This window comes from Pseudoalteromonas sp. meg-B1 (assembly GCF_003173795.1).
Taxonomy (GTDB): Bacteria; Pseudomonadota; Gammaproteobacteria; order Enterobacterales; family Alteromonadaceae; genus Pseudoalteromonas; species Pseudoalteromonas undina.
This window is the reverse complement of the sequence record NZ_QGQU01000002.1, coordinates 237,315-254,078: the sequence shown is the minus strand read 5'-3', so window position 1 is coordinate 254,078 and position 16,764 is coordinate 237,315. Positions and strand designations below refer to the sequence as shown.

The following is a 16,764-nucleotide window of genomic DNA, read 5'->3' as shown; positions in this document are numbered from 1 at the left end:
CACCCAAATCAGCGCCCGTAAAGCCCCTTTACAGCTTAAGCTGTACGTTTGGTTTTTTGCGTAATGTCTGTGAGGCTCTGTTTGCTTTTTAAATAAACATTGTGCACAGCAAAAGTAAGTAAAGTCATCAGTACCATCATACAAAGTGTCGGCCAAAGGCTGAGGGTATGATAACCAAGCGCCCCCATAAACCAGCAAATAAGTACCCATTGAATAACATAGAGCGCGGTTACATGTTTACTGGCATATAAAAGGGCACGTGTAATAGGGCCATTATATTTATCAGCAAAAATATACTGTATAGCCGCTAGGGCACATAAATTTAAGCCAATTAAATAGCTAATACCGCCGCCATTTAAATGGAAAAAGTTGCCAAACTGACCTTTAAAATCAATGGCTAACCATATGCCGCCAATAACAAGTAAAGCAGCACCTAGTTGTGCACATACTTTATATAAGTAATCGGCATTTTGTTGGTTACTAAGGTATAAACGACCAAGTACGTATCCCGTTAATATCGCACTTATCCAAGGAAAAACCGGAAAATACACCTGATAGTTATTAGCGAAAAACAAATCACTAATATAAGGTGAAAGCGTAAATTGCTGCCCCCTTACAAACTGGCTCAAAACTGCAATTGCAATGGCTAAAACCGCAATCCATGTTGTTTTCCAACGGGCAATATTAAGTACCCAAAACAGCAATAAGCTAACTCCAGCCAGTTGTAAAATATCACCTGTTAACACCATAAATTGTAACTGCCCAGCACTGAGCGGGCTTTGCCAGCCATAAGCATTTATAAACGCCTCGGGCATGGTATTAAATACTTCAATAGGTAGCCAAAACTTGGCCGCATTCATTAAATAAGCAAGCAGTAAAAGCTGTAAACCTCGCTTAATTAACAGTAAGGGGGTTTGCCTACGCGAAAGCGCCATAGATAGCCCCATTGCCACTAAAAACGAGGCGGTGCCTTTGCCAAGTATATGCACAACCGTACCAAATATACTTTCACTTTGAAGCGTCGTGGAGGCATACATCCATAAGGTATGCACAATAATCATAATAAAAACGCTCGCACCACGCGCAAGATCAATCGTTTTAAGACGTTGGTTCATTGGTTTTAATGTCCTTTTTAGGGCAGGTTTGGCATTTGTTATAACCGGCTAAATAATAGCGGCAACAGGTTAAACGCTGGGGTTTTTCAGTAAATGGCGTATCAAGATTAAAGTGTTCACAAATAAGGGTGTGCAGCTGACGATGGCAATTGTTGATATGTAAAGTAGTAGCAAGGTCTAAGCTATGAGCTCGCTCAATGGCGCTACTTAATGAATCGAGTAATAACCGAGCTTGTTCTTTTTTACCTAACGCGTAGTCGGTATTTACCCATTCACCAACTTGGCTTATAAAATGAGTAAACGCTTTGGTTTGCTCAGTTTTACTTACTAACACGCCATTATTCAGGTTAAACCCACGACAATAAGCGCCATTTACCGCTAACGGCATGTTAATGGGATCAGCCGTACTTTGCTTGCAAGCAAACCAATAGCAATAAGCGTAAACAGCTTGCCAGCAAAGCTGTAAATACAAATGCCGACTAATAAATTGCTTAGGCGCAGTAGGGTACTGCGCCTTACAACGAACTGTTAAAGCGCGCACTAATAATAAGCTCGGTTTAAAAGTTCGTTGCACGGGTTGTTGGCAATATAAAAACTGCGCAAGGGTAATCGGTTTAGCCATACAGCTTTGCCGATACGGGGTTGTTTAAGTTACCAGCAAACTGCAAACTACCTGCCGGATCCGTTAAATCAACCATTTGCTCATTATTACCCAGCTGTAAGCGGTTTAAACAAGAGTGAGCAAACTCATCACTAAAAAAGTCATACTCTTTAAATCGCTCATTTAAAGCAGGAGTAGCATGTTGATATGCTTTAACACTTTGCGTAACACACTGCCAAAAGTCATGCTCTGTAATACGCTCTTCTCGCACTAAAATTGCCACTAAGTATCTAAAGAAGCAGTCAAATACATCGGTAAATATACTTAATAACTCAAGTTCTTTAGGCATAGAAACATGAATACGTTCAACCCCTGCAGGCAATACTTCAGTGCTATTAAGTAAGGCAACCTCTTCACCTATGTCTTTCATATATGCGCCCACAGGCACCGAGTTTTTAAACTTTAAAATGAGGTTTTCGCCGTGAGGCATAAACACTAATTTATGCGCGTAAAAACAATGTACTAGCGGAATTAAATAAGCATTAAAGTACGCATGTAACCACTGCTGCGAGCTCAAACCACTTTGCGTTATCCATTCGCCCACTAAACTTTGGCCATTATTATCTAAGTGTAATAACGCTGCCATGGTGGTCAGTTGTTCATCACTATTTAAATTATGGTTTGGGTTTTCTCGCCATAAGCAGGCAAACATTTTACGATAGGGTGTATCTCCCAGCGCACTTTGCTCAAACGTATGATGGGCATAACCTAAGGTGGCGTATTCTCTAAGCGCTGTAAAATTAGCGCCTGCGAGTTGTTGATCTTGGCTAACCTTAGCAAATACCCAATCGTTAATGGCAGGAGTCACCGCCATGTAAGCACGCGATAAGCCACGCATAAATCCCATATTTAAAATAGACAACGCCACTTTTAAATACGGCTTATGCGGGTGCGAGCAATTATATAAGGTCCGAATTGATTGTTGCGCTTGATATAAATCGTCACCTTCACCTAAATACACTAATCGCTGATTTGCCAACTCATTTGCAAATACCACACTCAATTTGTGTTGGTACTGCCAAGGGTGAGCAGGAATGAGTAAGTAATCATCGGGGTTTAGGTTTTGAGCTTTTAGCGCTTGGTTAAACGCATCTCGGGTGGTTAAATCTAGCTCATCACTTATATGGCTTGGGTAATCGGCAAAGTATTCACTATGGGCAAAGTCGCATACCGCTTTATGCGCTGCTAACCACAGTACTTTAAACGGTTTGCCTACTTCTGGCGCATAACGTAAAAAGTCAGCTTTACTAAAACCAATGCGGCCATTATTAGCAACAAAGGCAGGATGCCCTTCACTCATTGCGGCTTCTATTTTTTGCAGCCCTAAATTAGCTAACTGCGCCGCTGTTAAGGTGTTATTTTCGCGTTTGAAGCACGCACTGGCTAAAGTAGCATTTAGCTCTTCAAGGTAGGTGGCAAGGCGCTTACCCGTTAAACCTAGCGCAGGCCCTTGCATACTAAAAAAGTGCAACACATCTAGCGGCTGCAGCTCTTCGTTAAGGTTGTAAAAGCATAGGCTTGGCTCGTCTATATCTATATGATTCAGTGCCATAGCACGGCCATTAAAAATAAAGTAACCGCCTTCAACATTCACTTTAAAGCCTTGCTTTGTTGTCTCTGCAGCCAATAAACGCTCGTGCACGAGCTCAGTCAGTGCTTTAGCTTGTAAATGCCGATTTGCCCATTGCCAATGTGGCTGTATCACGTAATCAGTTTGCAAAGGTGCTAACGAATCAGTAAATAGTTGGCTGTGCCTATCAAAGGCTGCTTTATTACAAAAGCCTAAATAAGCGGCTTTTTCGCCTAGTTGAATTTGCTGGGTGTGAACAAATCCCAAACGTTTATTTAAAGTATGGATTTTACTATTAGCAATGTCGGGCTCAACCACAACACGGGCGGCACTGTTTTGAGCAAAAATACTTTGCAGCACGCACTGCATCATTTCAAAACTAAAATGGCGCTTAGGTGCCGTGTTAGGCGCTAATAAAATATGCATACCCACATCATTAGGTTCCACCTCGTACGCCGCTTTCATTAAGCTTTCGTGCTCAGGGCTATAAAGCTCAACTAAAGCCAATAGGTTATTATTTTGCTCGATCACGTATGCCTGATGATGAGGCGTATCAATAATATCTTGATACGCTTTAGTTATTTGTTGCTCGGTTTGCTGCTGCATACCCCAAAAGTGCGCATACGGTTGCTTAAGCCAATAGCAAACTGTTGGCATATCTGTTTGTTGTAATAACCGCATCGTCACTTTGCCGGTATGCTGTAGGGTGCTTACAAAAGATGAAAAATACATAAAAACTCCAATAAATCTTAAAAACTAAGACGCTGAACGCGCAGTTCGAGCAACAGCCTTAACCCGCCAAACCAGAATAAAGGCAAGGCTTGCAAAGCCAATGGCAGCAAAGTAAAACACAACCGTTGTTGAAAGATGCTCTACGCTCATACCCACTAGTAACGACGCTAAAATAACCCCGATGTTTTGAGCAATGTGCACTTTGGCAAAGTCGCTGCCGTAATGTGCAGGCTCACTTTTAGCAAATAGCATTACCTCTAGCAGTACCATCACTTGGAATAGCGCAAAGCCATATAAAACACGTGATAAAATCACTAACCCCACCGACTCCTGCGCTTGTAAATAAAGCCCAAACGCCCCCAAAATAAGTGCACATAACAAAGTGCTCGTGCGGCTTAATGTTGGAAGTGGTAAATGCTGCCTGAAATGGTTAAAAACCAGCATAACAAGCGCTGCAAAAGCAGGAATGGCGTATACAACAGCACTTTGCAACGTGCTGCTTTGTGCGTTTAATGCTTGCCAATGAGTTGTAAAGAAGGGACGAATTAAAAACGCGCTAAAATATACCACTACACTTAAAAAGCAAAATTGCCATATAAAATAGGGAATACGTTCTCGCGGTTTTTCAGTCGCTATTGCTTGCTGATAAATACCTGTTTTTAATGAATACATTAAGTAGGCGCATAATAAAACCTGAACTAGGTCACCGGCACTACTGAGTAATAACGCATAGCGTGGCTCTGCTAAACTAAAGAAGTAACCACCAATTAAAGCACCACCAATCGCACCAAAATGCATCAATACAGAAAACAAACCAATAATAGATAAATGCTTAGTTTGTTGCTCTAATCGCAGTGCAAATGGGTAAATAAGTAGGTAGCTTGCCTTTAGCACCAACATTAGTTGGTAGTAAATCCAAAACTCCCATACATTGGTCGCAAAGTAGCAAAGCAGGCCAAAACCAGCGGCTACTACTTGGGTTACTAACCATAAAGCCAATTCATTGTATTTTTTAGCGACCTTAGCCCATAGCGGCAAAGCCAGCATCACAGTAATACAACAGTTAGCCACAAAGAGGCCGATTAGAGTGGCGTTACTAATAGCAAATTCACTAGCAAAAAATTGCGGATAAAACGGTAGCAACAAGGTATCGCATACCACCGAAATAACCGTCAGCAAAATTAGCGCTAAACGAAGACTCATGCGGCGCTACTCTGCTGTTGTGTTGATAGGGTGACATCACTTAAATCAAAGTTTTGAAAAGCAATTTTTTGCTCAACCTGATAAGGCGAATAACCTAAAATTTCACGTAAAATAATACTATTACGGTAGCAAGCCATACCTAAATCTGGAGTTACAAAACCATGAGTATGCTGCTCAGCATTTTGTACAAAAATACGCTTTTGTTCGCTATCTACCGCATATTCACGGCTTACTAAATAACGACCTTGCTCATCTTGGGGTAATTGCTGGGCAATATTATTTAAAAAAGCAGGGCGCTGATATTTAAAGCCCGTGGCGCAAATTAAAAAGTCGGTTTCTATTGAAAAGGGCTGCTCAAGCTCCTGATGATAAAACTCAGTCAGTAAACGCTTACCTACTTTTTGAGTGCTTGTTAGCTTGCTGTTAGTTTTAAATGTAGTGGAAATTGGCCCATCAAGGCTTTGTGCGTAGAGGGTGTCGAAAATGTCGTTAATTAAATCGCCGTTAATGCCCTTAAATAGATTTTTTTGGTTTTGATTGAGCCAATCTCGCTGCTCAGTTTTTAAATTATAAAAATAATCTACATACTCAGGAGAGGTCATTTCAAGGGTGAGTTTAGTATACTCAAGCGGGAAATAGCGCGGTGAGCGTGCTATCCAATCTAACTGCAAGCCTTGCGGTACTGCTTGCTGCAATAAGGTGTGGTAAATTTCTGCTGCACTTTGTCCAGCCCCTACCACGGTAACCCGTTTAGCCGCTTTTAATTCATCAAGCCGATGACAAAAATCGCTACTGTGCATTACGTTATTTGAGTTACTTTGCACAGCGCAATCAGGAATATACGGTGCAGGCCCTGTGCCCAAAACAATATGGCGAGTCACATAATGTTGTATGCCATTAGGGGTGTTACAGCTAACGGTATAACACTCACTTTGCGGGCAAAACTCAACTTGAGTGACTGTTTGTTCAAAGTTAACATTTGAAAGCTGCGAGCAAACCCATTGGCAATATAAGTTGTATTCACGGCGCAATAAAAAAAAGCTTTCGCGAATATAAAACGGGTATAAACGATTATTTAATTTGGCATAATTTAAAAAGCTATACTGGCTGGTTGGATCTGCCATGGTTACTAAATCCGACATAAACGGAGTTTGTAATGTAACGCCCTCAAGCATCATTCCTGGGTGCCAGTCAAATTCACTACGTTGTTCTAAAAATAAGCTTTTTACATCTTCGAGCGGTTCACTTAAACACGCTAAAGATAAGTTAAATGGGCCAAGGCCAATAGCTATAAAATCGTAAGGTTGATTATCCATTATGCAATTTCCCTATAAGTTTGCCATGCAATGTGGCTAATTTGCTCAATAACAGCGCGTACATCTGTTAATTGGCACTGCGCATTAAGCAATGTAAATTTAAGATAATGGCGGCCACTTATTTTTGTACGGGCAACCATGGCTTCACCGGTTTGTAAAAACGTTTGTCGTACATGCAGGTTTAAAGAGTCGAGTAAATCAAGGTCATGTTTTAAATCATCAGGGGCAAATCTAAATACTAAGGCACTAAGCTCGGGGTAATTTACTACTTCAAAGTCGGGATGGTCGTTAAGTACAATATGCGTTTGGCGCGCAAGACCAATAACTTTATCGAACGCGCGACCCAGCGGTGCTTCTCCAGTGGTGCGCAGTGTTAGCCATAACTTTAAGGCATCAAAACGGCGAGTGGTTTGTAGGCTTTTATCAACCAAATTAGGCGTGCCATTTCCCGCCTCTGCTAATGGGTTTAAATAATCGGCATATAAAGTAATGTGGCTAAAATGGCGTTTATCGCTTAATAAAAAGGCACTACAACTAACCGGTTGCATAAATGATTTGTGATAATCAATCGTTATTGAATCAACCAACTCAATGCCATTAAGCGCATTTCGGTGGTGCTCGCTCACCAACAAACCGCCACCATAAGCGCCATCTACGTGGCACCATAGCTGCTCTTCTTTAGCCAGCATGGCAATATTATGGATTGGATCGATCGAGCCAAAATCGGTTGTGCCTGCGGTAATAACCACTGCAATGGGTAAATCGCCTTGCGCTTTGCTTGTTGCTATGGCGGTTTTAAGTGCCTCCATATCCATTTGCATTTCGCTGTTTGTAGCCACCGGCACCACAGCGTTGTAACCTAAGCCCAGTAACGCCGCTGCTTTTTGAATACTAAAATGGGCCACCTCAGAGCAATAAATTTTAAAACGCGATGCAACAGCCGGTAAGCCCTGAAGTTTTACCTGATGCTCTGGCGCATATCGGCTTACTGCTACTTCACGAGCAACCAACATTGCCATTAAGTTTGATTGCGTGCCGCCACTAGTAAATACTCCATCGGCAGTGCTTGGCAATGCTGCTTTTTGGCATGTCCAATCAATCAGCTTTTGCTCAATTAACGTCGCACCTGCACTTTGATCCCACGTATCTACCGAGGTATTAATAGCAGCAATAATGTGTTCGGCCACCACAGCAGGATAGGTTACAGGGCAGTTTAAATGCGCCATATAACGCGGATGATGAAAATACACAGCATGATCTAAATATACGCCTTTTAGCTCTTCAAGCACCGCCGGAAAGTCAGCCAATGGCTGTGATAAATCAACATCGTTTACGACTTCTGCTAACGCATTTACCGACACACCTGAAAATGGCTTTTGGGCTTTAGCCATCGCTTGCTGAACTGCCGACAACCCTTGCAATGACGCTATCTGATAATTAATGAACTGCTCTAAATTGAATTGTGGGGGCAAGCCGCTTTGTTCAAATACAGCCTGTTTTTCAATGGTATTAATATTTAACACTTGAGATTGAGACACATCAACATTCCTTGAGTACACTTTTTAGGTTCAAGGATCTTAATGATAATGATTTCCATTTACAATAATGAAAAAAGATTAGATAGCAACTTTTTTTAAATTAGAGCTAATAAGCTTGTCGTATATTTTTAACTAAAATCGATAAACTTCACTATTAAACGACAAGCATTACATGCAAAAAATAAACTTAAAAAATAGAAAGCTAAGTAAATTATTTTAGCGGGAGCAAAGCTATGTTTAGCCATTACTACCTATTTAAATGTGAGCAAAAAACACGCAGCTGAGCTAAACAATCACTGTTTATGAAATATTTAATACAAAACTTAAAGTATTGGCGGTTTTTCTGTTACGTTGGTGTTTATATTAACGCTAAAGGACGTCATGATGGAAGTAAAGCAACTAGCTAGTCAGACCTTAATCGGCTTAAAAGTAAGAACCTGCAACGCCAATGAAATGAACGCTGGCACTGCAAATATAGCTGAACTTTGGCAAAAATTTGGTGAAAAGTTTGCCAACAGCCTCACAGAAAACACCAAAGTGTATGGTGTGTATACCAATTACGAAAGCGATCTCACTGGTGATTTTGACGTAATTGCCTGCTGCGATAATTTATCAATTAAACTCCCTGAAGCTAAAAAAGTAACCACCCAAGCGGGGCGTTATTTGGTATTTAAAGGTGAGGGTGAAATGCCCGATGCAGTAATCGATTTATGGGGCGAAATTTGGCAATATTTCAGCTCAGACGATTGCCGCTATGAACGTACTTACACCAGTGATTTTGAGTATTATAAAAACAGTAACGAAATAGAAATTGCCATTGCAATTAAAGACTAAAAAACGGCTAGGTTTGTAAGCGCAAACCTAGCCCTCCAATCCCTATAATTTAATACCTGCCAACTAAATCACTGGTTATTACTTGCCAGCTTGGTTTTTAAATCATGTAAATCGCACGCCGTTGTTGTAGGCGTTATTTCCCAAGGATCAAAAATAGCCTCACTTGAGCGCTGTATCCACGCAGCACGCATACCATGCGATAACGCCCCAATAACATCAAACGGGTTACTCGATATCAACCACGTATTAGCACCGGTTGAATGTGCCTGACGTAAAAAATGACTATAAACACCGGGGTTGGGTTTAAAGGTTTTAATGTCATCGGCGCTCACTACGCCTTCAAAAAGCTCACTTATGCCTGCGGCTTCGAGCAAGGTATTTACCGCACTGGCCGCACCATTAGAAAACGCAAATAACCGATAGTTTTGTGCTTTTAAGCTCTCAAGCCCTGCTTTAACATCATCAAATGCGGGTAGGGTTTTATATCGGGCTAACAACTGTGCTTTTTGCTCATCGCTTAAAGTTACCTTGTGCAGTAAACACGCATAATTAAGTGCCTGCTCAGTACACACCGAAAACGGCACATAGTTTTGCATTAATCCGCGTCTAAACGAATATTCAAGCTGCTTTTCACGCCAGGTAGTTGAAAATGCGTGCGCGTTATCACCAATCATATTTTCAAGTAACGACACCACGCCATGAGTGTTTATAAGCGTACCGTATACATCAAACGCCAGTGTAGTTGCCATTAATGACTCCTGTTTAAATCGTTACTAAAACGCAATTTTATTGCTTTGTATTAATTACCTTATCAGTTAATAAAGTATAGTAACAGCACCCGCGTTTTAAGTCTTGCTGTAAACCCCCGTTACGGTTTGGTTAAAAATAGCGCATGGTAAATTGGCTCTTTCGTTTCTTTTGGAGGAGAGTTTAGAAAGGGTATGTATTTATATGAACAGCTGACAGTAGTTACTCTGCAAATGATCCAAAAAAGCGGTTACTTTCACTAAAGGGTATTTTCGACCTGAATAAAGTGCATGCAAAACTAAATCCTCGGGCTCATCAGGCAAGTTAATTTTAACCAAATCGCCTTGCTCTAACTCCGTAAGGCAAGCGTTCAAGGGGAGTATTGCAAATCCTAATCCTTTTAGTGCTGCAGCTTTTGCCATTTGCCCGCTGTTTACCTTATAGCTGGATACGACACTAATAGCCCCTGCTTTTTTGAATCGCCAAGGCATTCCTTGTAATACAGATAAACTAGTAATACAGGGAGACTTACTCAGTTTATCTATTGATTCTGGAGTAGGGTACTTTTCAAGTAAACAGGGTGCAGCCACCACATAACTTGGCCAACGCAGCAACTCTTTAGCAACCCAGCCAGAATCTTCTAATGACCCACGACTAAAACGTAGTACCAAATCAAACCCCTCAAGTAATCCCTCTGCAGGATTGAGCTGAGTATCGCAACTCAGTTTTATTCTAGGGTGTTTGTGGCAAAAATCAGCTATAGCTTCAGCCATGAAAGGGAGATCAGGTGTAATTATTTTAAGATGCCCAGCTATCGAATCACCCACTTGGTGAACTTCTTTCAGCGCATCACCCATCGCCATAATAAGAGGGGATAAGCTATGATAAAGCTGCTCTCCTGCCGCTGTTGCTGTCATTTTACGAGTTGTGCGCTCTAATAATCGAATATTTAAGGCTTGCTCTAATAAAGCAACATGTCGGCTAATGTTAGAGGTTGGCAATTGGCGTTGCTCTGCTGCTCGCTTAAAACTTAGCTGCTCGTATACTTTTTGAAAGCTCAACAGCCATTGCATATCAATATTCTCTAGCACCATTACCTCACAATATGGGATTAACAAACCAACAGTAGCACATTTATCCCAATAAATGATTTTGAAATAATCATTGTGTCTTTCAACAATATGGAATAAGCAAATGAGTAAGGTTAATCATATAGCTATTATTGGGGCCGGGGTTGCAGGTTTAGCATTCGCTATTTTTGCAAGAAAACAAGGCATAAAAGTGACCATATACGAAAGGAATAGTCATTTTTCCTCAATAGGCGCAGGGGTTACCCTGTGGCCAAACGCTATGTTTGTAATAAAGCAAATGGGTTTAATCAATAAGTTTAGCCAACTAGGTGGTCAGCCAAGCTTTATGCGCCAATTTAGCCGCGCTGATACACAACACGCTGAGTTTGATATTAAAGCACTTAATTCAACAAGCGGCTTTCCCACGATCACTATTTTGCGCCGAGATTTAATAAGTATTTTAGCTCGTGAGCTCAAAAGCCTGAGCGCGACAATTCATTTTAATCGCTCTATAAATACTGAGGATATTCATCAACTAAAAAAACAATTTGACCTAGTGATAGGCTGCGATGGGCGTATGCATTCAGCAGCTCGCGAACTTCTTTACCCCAATACTGTACTTCCCAAATATCAGGGCTTCATCAACATCATTGGCATTAGCAAAATGGACTTAGCTGCATTTAACCAAAGCATTCACGACTACCGCAACAAAACAGAACGATTTGGCATAGTGCCTGTGGCAAATAATTTTTGTTATTGGGCTGCTGCTTGGCCAAGTAAAATAGACAAAACCAAACAAATAGACGATTGGTATAATGAAATGCGTTTGCGCTTTAAAAACTGGCCTGAAAAAATCCAAACAGTATTTAATTACAGCGAACAAAACAGCATAAAGCAGCTATTTGTACATGATTTAGATCCACTTCCATATTGGCATAATGAAAATTTACTGATTATCGGTGACGCAGCCCACGCCCCATTACCTACATCTGGACAAGGCGCCAGCCAAGCACTTGAAGATGTATGGCATTTGTCTCAAATACTTAATAAAGGTGAGCAGCTCGAAACCGTTTTAAAGCGATTTTATGAAACGCGAATAAATAAAACCACAACCGCACAGCAAATTGGACGACAAGTGGCTAAGCAAATATTTACTCAGCAACCATCACAAGACTCAGCAACGCCAGAAATCTCTGTTACTCAGCTTAGTCAGTTATATATGCAAGGGCTAAATGAGGTTTAGAAGTATAAAAAGTAAATATTAAAATAACATCAAGGAGGAACCTAAACTATTTGTAGGGTATAAACACCTAGCTGACAATAAAAGCTTATTATGGTCATCTTTTCAGCCTCAGCTTTTCATCTCAACACTGTAAACAGGCAGCGGTTTCGTTAAAAATACCGCAAGGTAAATGCGGTATTTTTATATTATTGATTACTTAACTGCCCCCCTAGTACTGCTGCTTGACTATAAGCATTATCGAGCGATTGGTGATGGCGTACATCGGCAAACTCTTGATATTCTGAGGCAATTTCATGAATGGTGCTCACGCCTAAATATTTGCTCAACGTACGTAAGTGCGGCACTAAATGGCTCATATGCTCACGTATACCACCTTGCTCAAAACCAAACTCACCGGTTGAGGTGATCACAACTAATATTTTACCGTTCAGCAAAGGCTGTAGTGGGAAATCCCCACGGGAAAGATCAAAATCAAAAGTTTGGTTAATACGTATTACTTGATCAAACCATGCTTTTAACTGTGCGGGCATACCGTAGTTATACATAGGCGAGGAAATCACAATAATATCGGCAGCGGCAATTTCAGCGATTAATGTGTCTGACAAGGCCAGTAACTGATGTTGCTCAGCAGTCTTTTTATCATCAGGTGTAAATACTGCGCCTATCCAGTCTTGGGTAATAAAAGGCGGAGGATTCACACCAACATCACGGTAAAAATACTCATCTATAGCTTGGCGCTTTGCAAAGCTATCAATAAAATGCTTAGCAATATTTTTAGAGATTGAATCGTGTTCTGGGTTGTCGTTTTTAACAGCTCTTACGCTTGCATCAACGTGAAGTAGGGTAGTCATACTGTTTATCCTATTAGTAAATGTAGGTTAATCATCTTACTAACAGGCATATTTCACAAACGAGTAAACCTTAACTATAAATAAGTTATACTCATCTATAAGTTAATTCTATTTGGTGTGAATAATCCCCTATGCAAGTATCACTACAAGCACTTAAAGCCTTTGAAGCTGCGGCGCGTTTAGGCAGTTTTAAAGCCGCCGCGGATGAACTATCGCTCACCCCAACCGCGATTTCGCATCATATAAATAACCTTGAGAACCGTTTAAATGTGGATTTATTTTACCGCCAGGTTAGAAAAATCACTCTTACCCCCACTGGTGAATATTTAAGTGAAGCAACAAGCAATGGCTTTAACCTTATTAACCAAGCGCTAGCTACCGTACAAGCCAAAGGCACCGTCGTTAAAATAACCACTACGTCATCACTGGCCGCACTGCGTTTAATACCCGCATTACAGCAGCTATCAAAAAGTCAGCCCAATCTTGAAGTGGATATATCAACCAGTGAAGCCATTGATAAGCAATTACACACCTTACCGGTTCGCTTTGGCCAGCAACGCAATATAAACGCTGATGACATTATAAAAACCGAACAATTTAACGTATTCGGCTCATACAAAGCCGCGGATATCCCATGGCAAAACGGCCCAGTTACGCTCTATACCACTAAATGGAAAAACAACGCGCTAAGTGAGCCTCCAATTAAACAATGGCTTACTCAAAACAACTTAGATCCTGCGTTATTTAGTATTAAAACATTTGACCAAGAGCTATTTGGTATTCAAGAAGCTATGGCAGGCTCAGGACTGGTTTTTTGCTCAACCACGCTAGTACAACGATTATTAGACACCGAGTTACTTAAAAACTTTAATACCCACGTAGTTGAATCTGACTTTTGCTACTACATACCTAATAAGCAGCGCTTTCAAACCCGAAATACTCGCCTCGTTTTAGAATGGGTAGAAGAGTTGTTGAATTTATAAGGACTAGTTATAAATCTAATTAAGTAATAGCTAAAAGTAGGAGGTTACTTAATTATCTTATTGATTTAGACTTTACCTGATAATTAAAATAAGAATAATTGGTCAGTCAATAAATTTAATGTATGAAGTCAAGATTTGACTCTGGCGACGGAGCGAAAGCCAAGGGCCTTAACTAATCATCAACGATGCTTAACCGCCTAAATTCATATGGGTGACTGGTGTATATTCACACCAGTCGACGTCATTACTAGGTGCGTAGTCATATTTAAATTGAGTTTAAATAATAAGAACACTTGGCTTTTTGAATAAAAAGATCAAGAAAACACAGCTGCCTGCTTGATCGGAACTTTCTAATGGGTGACCCTATTCACCTCTTTTTAATTCTATCAGTAGCAATTATCGCTTGAGGTCAAAAGCCTGTTGGACCTAAAGACTTTAAAGTCGAGAGGATAACTATTTATATAAGCAGAAAATGTTAGGTATAACATGTATTCGTCGCCTGATTTTAATTCAAATTCTTTATCATAAAAAACATCAAACTCTCGCTTTGAATATGGAGCAAGGACTAAACTCGATATAGGGTCATTACCTTCATAACTAGAAAACTTGTTCTTTCTAGCATATTCCCAACGTGTGTAATGCTCTGAATATGATTTCTTTTGAACAACTTTAATGGCATCCGACTCCCAAATGCCGAACTTGTCATTTGCACCTTCTATATTTACATAGGTGCCAGTCATATTGTGAAACTTTAAAGTAGCAATGCCTTTAACCACTGAACAAGTCACATCAATATAGACCTTATTATACAAATCAACACTATGTTCAGCAGCCATGCTAGACATAGTGTGAGATGATAAAATAGCACCCCCCAACAGTATTAATTTATCAATCACTTATAACCTCTTATTTTGGATCACAAAATCAAGTGTATAAACATTTTTATATAGAGCAGCTCTATCTAACCTTTGACTGTCTAACGCCTGAGTGTCTGTATAAAAAGGGCGATACCGAGCATTATTAGCACGAATACTAATCTCCTTTTTATTAAAATGGTAACCTCCATTCGGGTGCTCCCCGCCAAATGAATGTGAAATCTCGTGTATAAGACCACTCACTGAACTACCATTTAAATAAGTTGTAGTCATTGATATCTCAACAGTAATTATATTATAAGTACCTTCAAATCCTACATCATTTGTATCAATTACTTTAATAGATGATGGGTTTTTAATAATTTCACTAAGTTTTGCATCTATTTTCCCAGCATCTTTTATTAAGAGATCAGCGGTAGTTTTAAATTCGCTGTTATCAACAAAACCATAATTACTCTTTGCTGTTTCATACTTTTCACCTGTTTCAGATCTTAACTCTTGAACTAGATCATTTATTCTAGCTTTTTCAGCTTTAGCACGTACAACAATTTTGCTTTTTTCATTCTCTGTGGCATCTCTAGATTTACTGTCTTTTGAAGTACCATCATTACTGCTATGCAGTATATGCCCTTCAGTATCACCTGCCCCCTGCTCTTCACCCACACTATTAAGCAAAAGGGGACAAATCTTGACTTCAGAAATTATAGATCCTGACAGCATGCAAATGGGGCACTTTCCACTCAATCCATAGTACCTAGCGGCTTGGTTAGGTTTAATTATTTTTGCTGGGTTTGTTGCACTCAACCCAACCAATATTCAACTAACTTAAAACCTTTCACCTTTCACCTTTTGCCTTTAACCTTTCACCTCGTTGTGTAAACCCCCATGACATTTTGATTAAAAAAGCCACACCTCAACATGTGTTAAAGTGTGGCTTTTTTGTAGCAGCTATAACTAAAAATTAAGCGACATTCGCTGCTAATAGTTCGTTACGTACTAGCTCTGCACCTTTGCTAAGAGCGTTGAGTTTGCCGTTTGCAATATCGCGGGGTAGGGGGGCCATGCCGCAGTTGGTGCATGGGTAGAGTTTGTCGGCATCTACATATTTAAGTGCTTCGCGTAGAGTTTTGGCCACCTCTTCAGGGGTTTCTATAGTATTGGTGGCTACATCGATTGCGCCCACCATTATTTTTTTACCGCGCACCAGTTCGAGTAGCTCTATAGGTACATGTGAGTTTTGGCATTCGAGCGAAATAATATCAATATTCGATTTTTGCAGCTTAGGGAATACTTCTTCGTATTGTCGCCACTCGGTGCCAAGGGTTTTCTTCCAATCGGTGTTGGCTTTAATGCCGTAGCCGTAGCAAATATGCACGGCGGTTTCGCATTTTAACCCTTCTATAGCTCGCTCTAGGCAGGCTATGCCCCAGTCGTTCACCTCGTCAAAAAACACGTTAAAAGCGGGTTCATCAAATTGAATTATATCAACCCCAGCGGCTTCTAGCTCTTTGGCTTCTTGGTTGAGTATTTTAGCAAATTCCCACGCTAGTTTTTCACGGCTTTTATAGTGATCGTCATACAGGGTGTCGATCATGGTCATTGGCCCTGGCAAGGCCCATTTAATTGGTTGGCTAGTTTGCTGGCGTAAAAACTTGGCGTCTTCAACAAATACCGATTTAGTGCGAGACACAGGGCCAACCACTGTGGGTACGCTGGCGTCGTAACGGTCGCGAATTTTAACTGTTTTACGGTTTTCAAAATCAACGCCATTTAAGTGTTCAATAAAGGTGGTTACAAAGTGCTGACGGGTTTGTTCGCCATCGCTGACTATATCTACGCCTGCGGTTTGTTGGTCGTGCAGGGAAATACGCAGGGCGTCGTGTTTGCCATCTACCAGCTCACTGCCTTGTAATTTCCACGGTGACCATAAGGTTTCGGGCTCAGCAAGCCATGACGGTTTTGGCAAGCTGCCTGCTGATGATGTAGGTAATAGTTTTTTCATAATAAATGCTGCCTTTAATTTTGT

At 40.6% G+C, this 16,764-nt stretch carries 15 protein-coding genes; 3 read left to right on the top strand and 12 right to left on the bottom strand.

Going from position 1 to position 16,764, the window contains the following annotated elements:
* Nucleotides 1-35: 35 nt before the first annotated feature.
* From DK924_RS09645 to DK924_RS09620, 6 genes are read right to left on the bottom strand one after another with little or no spacing between them, the layout of a single operon-like run.
* Nucleotides 36-1,115 (bottom strand): heparan-alpha-glucosaminide N-acetyltransferase domain-containing protein, encoded by a 1,080-nt coding sequence (locus tag DK924_RS09645; protein ID WP_109875018.1) that lies wholly within the window; start codon nt 1,113-1,115, stop codon nt 36-38.
* Nucleotides 1,099-1,737, bottom strand: a complete 639-nt coding sequence (locus DK924_RS09640) for a hypothetical protein (RefSeq protein ID WP_109875017.1) — start codon at nt 1,735-1,737, stop codon at nt 1,099-1,101. Before DK924_RS09640 ends, DK924_RS09645 begins: the two co-directional genes overlap by 17 nt.
* Nucleotides 1,730-4,078: a GNAT family N-acetyltransferase gene (locus DK924_RS09635; protein ID WP_109875016.1), complete on the bottom strand. Its 2,349-nt coding sequence runs from the start codon at nt 4,076-4,078 to the stop codon at nt 1,730-1,732. The genes DK924_RS09640 and DK924_RS09635 overlap by 8 nt, the downstream gene beginning before the upstream one ends.
* 24 nt (nt 4,079-4,102) lie before the next feature.
* Nucleotides 4,103-5,281, bottom strand: coding sequence for an MFS transporter (locus tag DK924_RS09630; RefSeq protein ID WP_109875015.1), 1,179 nt, complete (start codon nt 5,279-5,281; stop codon nt 4,103-4,105).
* Nucleotides 5,278-6,597, bottom strand: coding sequence for a lysine N(6)-hydroxylase/L-ornithine N(5)-oxygenase family protein (locus tag DK924_RS09625; RefSeq protein ID WP_024602455.1), 1,320 nt, complete (start codon nt 6,595-6,597; stop codon nt 5,278-5,280). Before DK924_RS09625 ends, DK924_RS09630 begins: the two co-directional genes overlap by 4 nt.
* Nucleotides 6,597-8,135: an aspartate aminotransferase family protein gene (locus DK924_RS09620; protein WP_109875014.1), complete on the bottom strand. Its 1,539-nt coding sequence runs from the start codon at nt 8,133-8,135 to the stop codon at nt 6,597-6,599. The genes DK924_RS09625 and DK924_RS09620 overlap by 1 nt, the downstream gene beginning before the upstream one ends.
* A gap of 384 nt (nt 8,136-8,519) precedes the next feature.
* Between DK924_RS09620 and DK924_RS09615 the strand changes: the two genes are divergently transcribed.
* Nucleotides 8,520-8,969, top strand: a complete 450-nt coding sequence (locus DK924_RS09615; RefSeq protein ID WP_076920050.1) for a GyrI-like domain-containing protein — start codon at nt 8,520-8,522, stop codon at nt 8,967-8,969.
* A 68-nt stretch (nt 8,970-9,037) separates the two neighbouring features.
* Here the strand turns inward: DK924_RS09615 and DK924_RS09610 are convergent, their stop codons facing one another.
* Complete coding sequence (locus DK924_RS09610; RefSeq protein WP_109875013.1) at nt 9,038-9,718, bottom strand: haloacid dehalogenase type II; 681 nt, start codon at nt 9,716-9,718, stop codon at nt 9,038-9,040.
* A 198-nt stretch (nt 9,719-9,916) separates the two neighbouring features.
* Entirely contained in the window at nt 9,917-10,810 is an 894-nt protein-coding gene (locus DK924_RS09605; RefSeq protein ID WP_258306448.1) for a LysR family transcriptional regulator, read from the bottom strand.
* A gap of 100 nt (nt 10,811-10,910) precedes the next feature.
* Between DK924_RS09605 and DK924_RS09600 the strand changes: the two genes are divergently transcribed.
* Entirely contained in the window at nt 10,911-12,029 is a 1,119-nt protein-coding gene (locus DK924_RS09600) for an FAD-dependent monooxygenase (RefSeq protein WP_109875012.1), read from the top strand.
* 185 nt (nt 12,030-12,214) lie between these two features.
* Here DK924_RS09600 and DK924_RS09595 read toward each other — a convergent pair whose 3' ends face one another.
* The gene (locus DK924_RS09595) at nt 12,215-12,880 is read right to left on the bottom strand and encodes an FMN-dependent NADH-azoreductase (protein WP_109875011.1); all 666 of its coding nucleotides are present in this window, start codon (nt 12,878-12,880) and stop codon (nt 12,215-12,217) included.
* 131 nt (nt 12,881-13,011) lie between these two features.
* Between DK924_RS09595 and DK924_RS09590 the strand changes: the two genes are divergently transcribed.
* A complete protein-coding gene (locus DK924_RS09590) occupies nt 13,012-13,863 on the top strand; it encodes a LysR family transcriptional regulator (protein ID WP_109875010.1) in 852 nt (283 codons plus the stop codon).
* Between the two features lie 386 nt (nt 13,864-14,249).
* On the opposite strand, the gene DK924_RS09585 is transcribed toward DK924_RS09590, so the two are convergent.
* The 3 genes from DK924_RS09585 to DK924_RS09575 all read right to left on the bottom strand — a co-directional run bounded on the left by DK924_RS09585 (nt 14,250) and on the right by DK924_RS09575 (nt 16,740).
* Entirely contained in the window at nt 14,250-14,759 is a 510-nt protein-coding gene (locus DK924_RS09585; RefSeq protein WP_010388776.1) for a hypothetical protein, read from the bottom strand.
* Nucleotides 14,760-15,458: a hypothetical protein gene (locus DK924_RS09580; RefSeq protein ID WP_109875009.1), complete on the bottom strand. Its 699-nt coding sequence runs from the start codon at nt 15,456-15,458 to the stop codon at nt 14,760-14,762.
* A gap of 241 nt (nt 15,459-15,699) precedes the next feature.
* Entirely contained in the window at nt 15,700-16,740 is a 1,041-nt protein-coding gene (locus DK924_RS09575) for a methionine synthase (protein WP_054201544.1), read from the bottom strand.
* Nucleotides 16,741-16,764 lie beyond the last annotated feature (24 nt).

Excerpts from the sequence above, each read along its gene's own strand:
- DK924_RS09645 (WP_109875018.1), bottom strand. The coding sequence starts at position 1,115 with ATGAACCAACGTCTTAAAACGATTGATCTTGCGCGTGGTGCGAGCGTT.
- DK924_RS09640 (WP_109875017.1), bottom strand. The coding sequence starts at position 1,737 with ATGGCTAAACCGATTACCCTTGCGCAGTTTTTATATTGCCAACAACCC.
- DK924_RS09635 (WP_109875016.1), bottom strand. The coding sequence starts at position 4,078 with ATGTATTTTTCATCTTTTGTAAGCACCCTACAGCATACCGGCAAAGTG.
- DK924_RS09630 (WP_109875015.1), bottom strand. The coding sequence starts at position 5,281 with ATGAGTCTTCGTTTAGCGCTAATTTTGCTGACGGTTATTTCGGTGGTA.
- DK924_RS09625 (WP_024602455.1), bottom strand. The coding sequence starts at position 6,597 with ATGGATAATCAACCTTACGATTTTATAGCTATTGGCCTTGGCCCATTT.
- DK924_RS09615 (WP_076920050.1), top strand. The coding sequence starts at position 8,520 with ATGGAAGTAAAGCAACTAGCTAGTCAGACCTTAATCGGCTTAAAAGTA.
- DK924_RS09610 (WP_109875013.1), bottom strand. The coding sequence starts at position 9,718 with ATGGCAACTACACTGGCGTTTGATGTATACGGTACGCTTATAAACACT.
- DK924_RS09605 (WP_258306448.1), bottom strand. The coding sequence starts at position 10,810 with ATGGTGCTAGAGAATATTGATATGCAATGGCTGTTGAGCTTTCAAAAA.
- DK924_RS09600 (WP_109875012.1), top strand. The coding sequence starts at position 10,911 with ATGAGTAAGGTTAATCATATAGCTATTATTGGGGCCGGGGTTGCAGGT.
- DK924_RS09595 (WP_109875011.1), bottom strand. The coding sequence starts at position 12,880 with ATGACTACCCTACTTCACGTTGATGCAAGCGTAAGAGCTGTTAAAAAC.
- DK924_RS09590 (WP_109875010.1), top strand. The coding sequence starts at position 13,012 with ATGCAAGTATCACTACAAGCACTTAAAGCCTTTGAAGCTGCGGCGCGT.
- DK924_RS09580 (WP_109875009.1), bottom strand. The coding sequence starts at position 15,458 with ATGCTGTCAGGATCTATAATTTCTGAAGTCAAGATTTGTCCCCTTTTG.
- DK924_RS09575 (WP_054201544.1), bottom strand. The coding sequence starts at position 16,740 with ATGAAAAAACTATTACCTACATCATCAGCAGGCAGCTTGCCAAAACCG.